Here is a 10,357-nt window from a genome sequence, read left to right on the forward strand (position 1 = left end):
TCACAACGGCACGCACCGTAAATATATTTTGCATTACGCCAAGCATTCCTGCTGGTCGCCTTGCATGTCAAGGGCAATGCCTGCTTTCTCTACGCAAAAGATGTCAACGCAGCCCCTTGTCTTCTACTAAATATATTATGTACTCTGGAGGCCGGGCCACCGACGACGCATTAGCCAAACACCCCCCAAGGAGCATCCAATGACACTTGAAACCACTGTTGAGCAGTTGCGGGAAAAGACCCGCTCCCTCTGCGCCCTGTTCCCGGACGAGTACTGGCGCGAAACGGACCGCAACCGCCGGTACCCGCAGGAGTTCGTGGACAGGCTTACGAAGGAAGGTCTCCTGGCAGCGCTGATCCCCACCGAGTACGGCGGCCTTGGAGTCGGGCTCACCGAGGCCAGCGTGATCATGGAGGAAATCAACAAGTCCGGCGGGCACTCCGCCGCATGCCACGCGCAGATGTACACCATGGGCGCCCTCCTCCGGCACGGCAATGAACAGCAGAAGAACGCCTACCTCCCGGCGATCGCTTCAGGGGACCTCCGCCTCCAGGCCTTCTCGATCACCGAGGATGCAGCCGGCTCGGACACCACCAGCATCGAAACCGCCGCGGTCCCGGACGGCGAAGACTATGTGATTACCGGCCACAAGAGCTGGACCAGCCGGATCGACGAGTCAGACCTCGCCTTCGTCCTTGCCCGAACGTCCGACAAGCCCGGTGGAAAGGGAGCAGACCGGACCCACGGACTAACCCTTTTTCTGGTGGACCTGCGGCAGGTGCGTACCGAACAGCCCGAAACCCTTGAAGTGGTCAAGGTGCGCACGATGTTCAACTACGCCACCAACCAGATCTTCTACAAAGGCATGCGCGTCCCGAAGTCGGCCGTCATCGGCAAAGTGGGCAAAGGCTTCCGCTACGTCATCGACGGATGGAACGCCGAGCGCATCCTCCTGGCATCCGAGGCAATCGGTGACGGCTACTGGTTCACTACCCGCGCCGTCGAGTACGCCAACAAGCGCACTGTCTTCGGCCGCACCATCGGCACCAACCAGGGCGTGCAGTTCCCCATCACCGACGCCTACATGAAAGTCCGCGCAGCAGACATGATGCGCTACGAGGCAGCACGGCTCTTCGACGCCGGCGAACCATGCGGCGCAGAAGCCAACATGGCCAAGCACCTCGCATCCGAGGCGAGCTGGGCAGCGGCCAACGCCTGCCTCGACACCCACGGCGGCTACGGCTTCGTGGACGAATACGATGTCGAGCGGAAGTTCCGCGAAACACGCATGTTCCAGGTGGCTCCGGTCAACAACAACATGATCAAATCCTTCGTCGCCACCAAGGTGCTCGGACTGCCACGCTCCTACTAGCAACGCGCCGGGTCCGAGGGCACGCCCACTATTGGATGAGGCGGGCGGACGGCCACTTTCCGTCATCGATCAGGCTAAGAACGGTCTCCTCCAAGATTTCGGCGACTGTCCGGACAGCGCTTGTAGAACGGACGCTGGTCGGCTTGGCGAGTACGATCCTCCGCGGAATTCCTGGACTGACTATGGGCGCCGCATTGAGCGCGCCGCCCGCCGCTTCGTCTGCCACCATGATGCCCGGCAGCACCGTCCACCCCAGGCCACCCTGCACAAGCTGTTTCTGGACGCCGGCGTCGTTCGTCTCCACGGCAATGTCCAGTGAGAGTCCGATGCGAGCCGCGGCGCCCTCCACGAGCGAGCGGATGCCGTGCGGCGCACTCGGCATCACCAGGGAACGCTGCAACAGCTCGCGGAAGTCCACCCCCTCAGCCGCAACTGCGCCTACGGACGGAGGTGCGACCGCCCACAGGTCCTCCTCCAGGAGCGGTTTCACATCCAAGGCCGCTGCCGGCGGCTGGTTGTACGTAAGGGCAACATCGACGTCGCCGGCCTCCAGCCAGCGGCTGAGGTGGCCGCCATATCCGGTGACCACGCGCAGCCGTAAGCCCGGATGCCGATCCGTCACCGCAGCAACCATGGGCACAGCGAGCAATGCGGCGGTGCTGGCCAGAAGGCCCACAGTGACGATGCCATACAGGCCCGCCCCCGAGGAGCGGGCCTCTTCCCGGGCGCGGTCCAGCTCGCTGAGTGCGCGCCGTGCACGGTCGATGACTTGGAGGCCGACGTCCGTCGGGCGCATCCCTGCCCGGCTCCGGTCGAAGAGGGTTGCCCCGAGCTCCTTTTCCAGGTTGTGGATCTGCCGCGTGACGGCGGGCTGCACAATGTGCAGCAGCTCGGCGGCCCGCGTGACACTCCCCGTGTCAGCCACCGCCAGCAATGCCTGGAGCTGCCTCATTTCCATGGTTTCCTCCGTCCTGACCGGGGCCTGCCGCATCTGCGGTTGGTCCGATCACACTATGACATACATCCATCACAGGAAAGTATTGGTGGCCTCTATCCATAACATGGAGGATGGAATGCATCCCGTTGGGGTGCCGCTGAAGTCCTCCTCCGAATGGCACCCGACACCCTGTCCCCGCGAAAGTCGAAGATGATGCTTCACAACGTAACCACCCCCGATTCACATCCCGCCGAGTCCGGTTCCGGAACCGGCAGCACGGCAGGCCCCGACATCCGCCGTCCGCTCCGTGGCCGGTCCGCAGCGATGGCCCGCAACATGGAAGCCAGCCTGGCCATCCCCACAGCGTCGACCATCCGGACGTTCGAGGTGTCGGCACTGATGCAGTGGCGGGAACGGCTGCGGTCCGAAGGCTTCAACGTCCCCATCGCCGCCGTCCTGGCCACGGCAATGGCGCGGGCAGCCCAGGGCACAGTGCCCGCGGCACGGCGCAGGATCGAGGCGGCGGACAAGGATCTGGTCCTCGTCGAGGAAGCCACAGTGAATCTCGGTGTGGCCGTGGATGTGGAGACGTCCGCCGGCCATTCGATCATGGTCCCCGTGATCCGTGATGCTGCCGGCCTTTCCTTCCCTGCCTTTGTCGGCCGCCTTAGTGAGCTGTCCCAGGCCTGCCGGGCCGGGACCGTTGCCGTCACCGACCTTCGCGGCGCCACCCTGATCCTGACAAGCACCGGCCGCTTCGGGTCCACCACCGGTGTCCCGCTGCTGCCGCCGGGGCCTGGAATCATCGTGGCGGCGGGAGCCATAGGCATTCCCGCAGGGCTTGAGACGCTCGCCCGCACACAGCATGTGGATCCTGTTCTCACCCTGTCCTCAACCTACGATCACCGCGCCATCCAGGGTGCCGACTCCGGGCTCTTCCTGGGGACCGTCGAGAAGCTGCTCAAGTCGCCGGACTTCCTCGCTGAACTCGAAGGTGAGCTTCGCGGAACCACTGGCGGCGATGTCCTGCTCGATCTGCCCGCCCAACCCGGGTCCGAACACGACGACATCAGGCTGGCAGAGTACGAAACGTCCGCCAGCACCGCCGTCGCCCGGCTTGAACCAGTACGTGCCCGCGACGAAGGATCCTGGCTTCCGGACGGCGTCGAGGTGGAGTTCAGCCACCTCTCGGACCCCGAGTCCCGTCAGTGGCTTGCCGAGCTCCTGAGGAACGGCACGCCGTCGCCCGCTTCGTCCCGCCGCCTGCAGGCGCTTCGGCTCGCCACCGAACTCGATGTCTTTGAGGCCTACCTCCAGACCCAGTTCCTCGGCCAGAAAACGCTTTCTGTCCAGGGGCTCGAAGCGACGGTCCTCGCTCTCGCGGAAATGGCCGGTCATGCCGCGTCAGCAGGCTATTCGGACACGGTCCTGGGCATGGCGCACCGCGGCCGGCTGAGCATCATGGCCCATGTCCTGAACTGGCCGGCCGAGCGCATCCTGGCGGAGTTCCTGCCCACCGCCCGCGCCACAACCAACGCCCCGGTGGGCGACGTGCGCCAGCACCTCGGCGGCGAGGGGAGGTTCGACGACGTCGACGGCGCCTCCATCAACGTCACCCTCGAACAGAACCCCAGCCACCTGGAGTTTGTGTCCCCCGTTGCGCTCGGCGCGGCCCGGGCCAAGCAGGACCGGCTCGTCGCCGCCGGGGAAAGCAGGGACCAGGCCAGGCGCCGGGTCCTGCCGGTCCTCCTCCACGGCGACGCCGCCTTCACCGGCCAGGGCGTAGTCTACGAGACCCTGAACCTGCAGAACCTGGCACCCTACGACGTGGGCGGCAGCGTCCACATCGTCCAGGACAACCGCCTGGGCTTCACGGCCACCCCGTTCCAGCTGCGCTCCACCCTGTGGCCGTCCGACGTCGTCAAGGGATTCGACGTCCCGGTCATCCACACGGACGCGGACGACATCGACGCCAACCTGGTGGCCGCCAAAATCGCCTTCGACTACCGCGAACGCTTCGGCAAGGACATCATCATCCATGTGCTGGGCTACCGCCGGCATGGCCACAACGAGACGGACGAGCCCCGCTACACGCAGCCTGTCTACTACGCCGACATCGACGAGCACCCGCCCGTGCACGAAATCTACGCGGCACGGCTCGAGGCCTCCGGCCTGGTGCCATCGGACTACGTGGAAACCACGAAGACCGCGGCACGGGCCGAGCTCGTCAAGGCATTGGAGAAGGCACGGACGTTCGACCTGGAGACGGTGGTCAACCAGCAGCTCTCGCCCCGCCCTGCCGTGCGCGCTGCGCTGGAAGCCGCACCGGCTGACTGGGCTCTTGGCGTTCTTGACCTCGCCGAGCAGGACCGCGACGGCTTCGCGATCCACCCGAAGCTGATGCGCCAGTTCTCCAAGCGCCGTTCCACCCGCGCCCAGGACGCAATGGTTGACTGGGGGCAGGCGGAACTGCTCGCGCTGAAGCTGATCAACGAGGCCGGCGTGCCTGTCCGGCTCACGGGCGAGGACGTTGAGCGCGGCACCTTCAGCCACCGGCACATCGTGGTGCACGATGCCACCACGGGCGACAAGGCGGAGCGGCTGGCCTTCGACAAGGCGCCCTTCCTGGTGGCCAACACGCCACTGACCGAGGTGGCCACCGTCGGTTTCGAGTACGGCTACGGCCGCACCAACACGGACTCTCTGCAGATCTGGGAGGCGCAGTTCGGCGACTTCGTCAACGTCGCCCAGGTGATGTTCGACCAGTTCATCATGGCCGGCCACGACAAATGGGGCCGCGACAGCAGGCTGGTCATCCTCCTGCCCCACGGCTGGGAAGGCGCCGGTCCCGAGCACTCCTCCGCCAGGCTGGAGAGGTTCCTCCAGTTGGCGGCCCGCGACAACTCGCGCATCATGATCCCCACGACGGCGGCCCAGTACTTCGCAGCCCTTGTCGGGGCAGCGGCGGCGGACGACCCACGCCCGCACATCATCTTCACCCCCAAGTCGCTCCTCCGGGCAGAGTCGGCAAAGTCGCCGGTGGCGGACTTCGCACCCGTCCGGTTCAGGTCAGTCCTCGCCGACGGCGCCGCCAGCGATCAGACCCGCAGGCTGCTCCTGTGTTCCGGCAAGGTCGGCGTCGAAATCAAGGACCGCCTCGGCGACGGCGTGCGGCTGCTCCGGCTCGAAGGCCTCTACCCGTTCCCGCAGGAGGAGATCCTGAAGGAATTGGCCGCGGCTGCCAACCTCGAGGAGATTGTATGGCTGCAGGAGGAGCCGGAGAACATGGGTGCCTGGACCTACGTGCTGCCCAGGCTCCTAAAACTCGGCCTGGGCAAGTTCAACCTTGGCTACGTCGGCAGGGCGGAAGCCGCTTCCCCGGCCGAGGGCTACTCGGCCCAGCACAAGGCCACGCAGGAGCGCCTGCTCGCCACAGCGGCGCACACCGGTGAAGTGGACTACCGCATCAGCTGACGCGGGGCCTAGAGTATCGGACAGGCGCGGGGGGGGGCTGGCTTGCCTGCACCGCCCCGCGCAGTGAGAGGAGTCAAGGGATGCGCATTGGAGTCGTCGAGGACGATGACGGGGTGGCCGGCGCGCTGATAGATGCCCTCGCGTCCAACCGCATCGCTGCCGACCGGATGTCCCGCGGCGGGGACATCCTCGCGCGCCACCCGGAGTTCGACCTTGTCCTCCTCGACCTGGGCCTGCCCGACATGGATGGCATCGACGTCCTTCGCAGCCTCCGCCAGGTCTCGGCCGTTCCGGTCATCATCCTCACTGCCCGCGATGATGAACGGTCGGTGGTCAGGGGGCTGCGTAACGGCGCCGACGACTACCTCGTCAAACCGGCGCGAATGACCGAACTGCTGGCCCGGATCGAAGCGATCCGGCGGCGGGCCGCCAGGGCGCGGGAGTCGACGTCGACGGTTCGCCGGTTTGGCGACATGTCAGTTGACCTTGCCGGGCGGGAGTTGACGGTGGCAGGCAGAACCATCCCGTTAACCACCAAGGAATTCGAACTCCTCGCTGCCTTGGTGGACAATCCCGGCACCGCAGTCAGCAGGCAACAACTGATGGACCAGGTCTGGGGCGATGCCTTCGTCTCCGTGTCGCGGTCGCTGGATGTCCACATGACAGCACTCCGGGCCAAGCTCGGCCGGCCTGCCCGGATCGAAACAATCCGGGGCTTCGGCTACCGCTGGATCGGCTAGCGCTTGCGGACCCGCCTACTCCTTGTCCTCGCGGTGCTTGGCGCGGTCGTCGTGACGGCCTTCGCCGTCCCTCTGGCTGCCTCGATGGCCGAGGCACGGACCCGCGAATTTGTCCTCAGCCGGGATGCAGACCTCCAGCGTTTCGCCGACCTGGCGGACGGCTACGCCAGAAACGGTAGCCCGGGCCTTCTCCTTGAGGAAGTCGGCGCCTACCACGGCCTCTACGGGGAGGCCGTGGCTGTAGTTTCAACCCGGGGAGCAGCACCGCAGTCCGTGGGAACGAGCCTTGATGATCCGGCCGTATCGGCTGCCATCGGCCGGGCCCTACGGAACGAACGGTCGTCCGGGGTGGAGCTGCTGACCCCCTGGAGCCCCGGCACGGTGGTCTTTGCCAAGCCCATCGGGACGGGCGCGCAGGTCAACGGGGCGGTGGTGATTGTTGCGTCGACAGAGTCCACGCGCAATGACATCCTGCAGGGTTGGGCCGTCATCGGAGTCGGCTTCCTTGCCGCGGTCATCGGTTTCGGCATCCTCGCGATGTCCGTCAGCAGGTGGGTCCTCCGTCCCCTGGAGGAGGTCAGCACGCGCATGCAGCTGCTGACCAAGAGCCTTCCGTTTCTGGCCACCGGCAGCGGGACACCCGGCACCGCATCGGCCGCCGGCCGCACCGGGCCACCGGAGCTGCGTGCGCTCTCGGCGGCCTTCGAAACGATGGACAATGCAGTACACACGTCCGCGGACGCACAGCGCAGGCTGGTGGCAGACACAGCCCATCAACTCCGCAATCCCCTGGCGGCACTGCAGCTGAGACTGGACACCCTCGGTCCACGCGTGATGGATGACGGCAAGAAAAGCTACCAACGCGCCATGGGCGAGGCCATCCGGCTTGAGGAAATCCTCGATGACCTGCTGGCCCTCTCGGTTGCCGAGGCTCCGCGGACGAAAGGCGTGGGCGAAGACACATGCATCCCGCAGCTGGTCGCCGTCGAACGGGCGGATTTCTGGCACGACACAGCGGTGGGAGCCGGCATTGAGTTCGACGTTCAGGACGATCCTGCCGAGCTTGAAGCAACCATCAGCACAGGCGATCTGGAACAGATTTTGGACATTCTTTTCGATAACATCTGCAAATACGCGGGGCCGGGCACGACCGCGCAGATATCGACGGGCCGGGGCGGCAGCCCGGAAGCAGGCTGGCGGACGGTGGTCACAGTTTCCGACGACGGCGCCGGCGTCACCCACGGGGAACTGGAACTGGTCACCCGGAGGTTTTACCGCGGCAGCCCCCCAGGGGAACCGTCCCGGGACGGAGGTCGCCCCACGGGCACCGGACTGGGCCTGTCCATCGTGGAGGCCCTGGTGGAAAGCAACGGCGGCGAGCTGCTGATCCGGGACACCCCGGGCGGCGGCCTGACCGTCCAATTGTCGTTCGCGACCCCCGCGGATGGGGAGGCCGGGAGATGAGAACCCACCAAAGCGCCAACCCCTGGCTGTCCCGACGGCGGCTGCTCACCGGCGCCGCGGCAGTCGCCGCAGGTCTGTCCCTCGGCAGTTGCCGCCAGGATGCGCGCACGTACAGCCTCGGTACGGCGGAGAACCGCGGCTTCTTCTTTGACTTCGGGCTATCACTGGCCGCCGCCGTCGCGCGCTCCGATGCCGGCTTCACCCTCAACCCCCAGATCACCGGGGGTTCGGTGCAGAACATTACGGACATCGTGGCCGGGCGGCTCGATCTGGCGCTGGCGCTGGCCGATGTGGCCGCCGCCACGACGGAGCGGGACACACTGCGCGCGGTGGGCCGGGTCTACCTGAACTATCTGCAGTTCGCGGTCCCGGCGGATTCGCCTGTCCACACGTTGGCCGACCTGCGGGGCCGCACCATCAGCCTGGGCGCCAGTTCGGCGACAACGCGGGCAGGCGGGCTGCTGCTGGAGGCCGCCGGACTCAGCGAATCCGATGTGCAGGTGCGGGCTGTTCCCATCACGGAGGTCCTGGATGCCCTGGCCAGCGGCGACGTGGAAGCTGCGCTCTTCGCGGGCGGCGTGCCCCACCCCGAGGTCGATCCCAGCAGCGGACGCGGCCCTGCCCAGGGGATACGCCTGATCGACCTCTCCAGCTACCTGCCGGCCCTGCAGGCCAAATACGGTCCCGTATACCAGCAGGTCAGGCTACCCGTTGGCCTCTACGGCGCGCGCGACGAGGTCGGCTCCATCGGCATCGCCAGCCTCCTACTGGCCCGGGCGGATCTCCCGGACGATGTGGTGGGTCGGATCGTCGATGTCCTGATCGACCGATCCTCCGAACTGGTTCCTCCTGGCACCGTAGGCGTGCAGTACCTGGACACGCGCTCCCTGATATACACCTCCGGGGTGCCGCTGCATCCCGGGGCTGCCGCGGCATACCGCCGCCATCACCGTTAGAGGAGTTCCCGATGGCGTAATTTGGATACAACAGACCAGAAAGAGAAAGAACCATGACTGAGCGCAAACGTGTTCGTCCGCAACTGAGCGACGAAGCATCCTCCTATATCCGCGCCCTGATCATGTCCGGCAGCCTCCGACCCGGCACGCAGGTGCGTCCCGAGGTCCTGGGTGCAGCCCTGCAGATCTCCACCACGCCGGTCCGGGAAGCGCTGCAGTCCCTGCGTGTGGAGGGGTTCCTGGAACTCGTTCCCCGCAAGGGTTTCCAGGTGGCGCCGCTGACCGGGAAGGACATCCGCGACATCTTCCGGGTCCAGGCCCTCATAGGCGGTGAACTGGCCGCACGCGCAACCCTGAACGCCTCCGAAAGCGATATCGCCGAGCTCGAGGCCCTGCACCACGAGCTGATTGCCGCCGCAGCACGGCACGACGAGGTGCTCCTGGAGGAAAAGAACCACGCCTTCCACCGCGAGATCAACCTTCTGGCCGATTCCCGCAAGATCATCTGGGTGATGGGACTGGTCACCCGCTACGTGCCCCGCCGTTTCTACTCGAACATTCAGGGTTGGCCCCAAGCCACAGTCGATGACCACTCCAAACTGCTGGCGGCCATCCGGTCCAAGGACGCGGCGACGGCGCGGCAGGAAATGGAAGAGCACATCATGCACTCCGGCGAGCTACTGGCCGCCCATTTCGACGAGCGCGTTGCAGCGTCCGAAAAGTCCGACGAGGCCCCTGACCAGGCCCAGGGGCTCGCCCGGGTGTAGGCCGGATCACAACAACCCTAAGGGAATCCTAAGAATTCACCGTTTCTATATTCAGGCGCGGTGACGTGAGACACATTTGAACTAGTTCATGGGTGAAAGACCCGAACACGATGGCAGCGGCGGCAGAACGCCGAAGGCATCGGCCAAGAACAAAGGAGTTCAAATGAACACTCAACAAGCATCGGCGCCGGCGGCAAAGTCCCGTGTCGTCAGCAATGTGATCAAGGGATGCCTGGGCAACCTGATCGAATGGTACGACTGGTTCGTCTACGCCTCATTCAGCATCTACTTCGCCGCCGCGTTCTTCCCCGCCGGCAATGCCACGGTCCAGCTGCTTTCCACCGCCGCCGTATTTGCCGTCGGTTTCCTGATGCGGCCCCTGGGCGGTTGGCTTCTGGGCATGTATGCCGACCGTCACGGCCGCCGCAACGCCTTGGCCCTCTCTGTACTTCTGATGAGTGGTGGTTCCCTCGCGATCGGCCTCACGCCATCCTTTGAGACGATCGGCATGGTGGCTCCCATCATCCTCGTCGTCGCCCGTCTCCTGCAGGGTCTCAGCGTCGGTGGTGAGTTCGGATCCAGCGCCACTTACCTCTCCGAGGTCGCCACGCCGGGGCGCCGCGGGTTCTTCTCCAGCTTCCAGTACG

Annotated in this window: 8 protein-coding genes; 7 read left to right on the top strand and 1 reads right to left on the bottom strand. The window is 65.8% G+C overall.

What is annotated here, in order from left to right; genetic code table 11:
- The first annotated feature begins 199 nt into the window (after positions 1-199).
- Entirely contained in the window at positions 200-1,372 is a 1,173-nt protein-coding gene (locus ABFP37_RS21580) for an acyl-CoA dehydrogenase family protein (protein WP_347034905.1), read from the top strand.
- A 28-nt stretch (positions 1,373-1,400) separates the two neighbouring features.
- On the opposite strand, the gene ABFP37_RS21585 is transcribed toward ABFP37_RS21580, so the two are convergent.
- Positions 1,401-2,330 carry a LysR family transcriptional regulator gene (locus ABFP37_RS21585; RefSeq protein ID WP_347034906.1) on the bottom strand — a complete coding sequence of 310 codons (930 nt, stop codon included), beginning with the start codon at positions 2,328-2,330 and terminating at the stop codon, positions 1,401-1,403.
- A gap of 153 nt (positions 2,331-2,483) precedes the next feature.
- Between ABFP37_RS21585 and ABFP37_RS21590 the strand changes: the two genes are divergently transcribed.
- The 6 genes from ABFP37_RS21590 to ABFP37_RS21615 form a co-directional block, all read left to right on the top strand.
- Positions 2,484-5,783: a 2-oxoglutarate dehydrogenase E1 component gene (locus ABFP37_RS21590; protein WP_347034907.1), complete on the top strand. Its 3,300-nt coding sequence runs from the start codon at positions 2,484-2,486 to the stop codon at positions 5,781-5,783.
- Between the two features lie 80 nt (positions 5,784-5,863).
- Complete coding sequence (locus tag ABFP37_RS21595) at positions 5,864-6,523, top strand: response regulator transcription factor (RefSeq protein ID WP_347034908.1); 660 nt, start codon at positions 5,864-5,866, stop codon at positions 6,521-6,523.
- 3 nt (positions 6,524-6,526) lie between these two features.
- Complete coding sequence (locus ABFP37_RS21600) at positions 6,527-7,987, top strand: HAMP domain-containing sensor histidine kinase (protein ID WP_347034909.1); 1,461 nt, start codon at positions 6,527-6,529, stop codon at positions 7,985-7,987.
- Positions 7,984-8,943 carry a TAXI family TRAP transporter solute-binding subunit gene (locus ABFP37_RS21605; RefSeq protein ID WP_347034910.1) on the top strand — a complete coding sequence of 320 codons (960 nt, stop codon included), beginning with the start codon at positions 7,984-7,986 and terminating at the stop codon, positions 8,941-8,943. Before ABFP37_RS21600 ends, ABFP37_RS21605 begins: the two co-directional genes overlap by 4 nt.
- A gap of 53 nt (positions 8,944-8,996) precedes the next feature.
- Positions 8,997-9,710 carry a GntR family transcriptional regulator gene (locus tag ABFP37_RS21610; RefSeq protein WP_347034911.1) on the top strand — a complete coding sequence of 238 codons (714 nt, stop codon included), beginning with the start codon at positions 8,997-8,999 and terminating at the stop codon, positions 9,708-9,710.
- 163 nt (positions 9,711-9,873) lie between these two features.
- On the top strand, positions 9,874-10,357 hold a 484-nt coding region (locus ABFP37_RS21615; protein ID WP_347034912.1), incomplete at its 3' end, for an MFS transporter.

The sequence above is a fragment of the Burkholderia sp. RS01 genome (genome assembly GCF_039748055.1).
GTDB lineage: Bacteria > Actinomycetota > Actinomycetes > Actinomycetales > Micrococcaceae > Arthrobacter.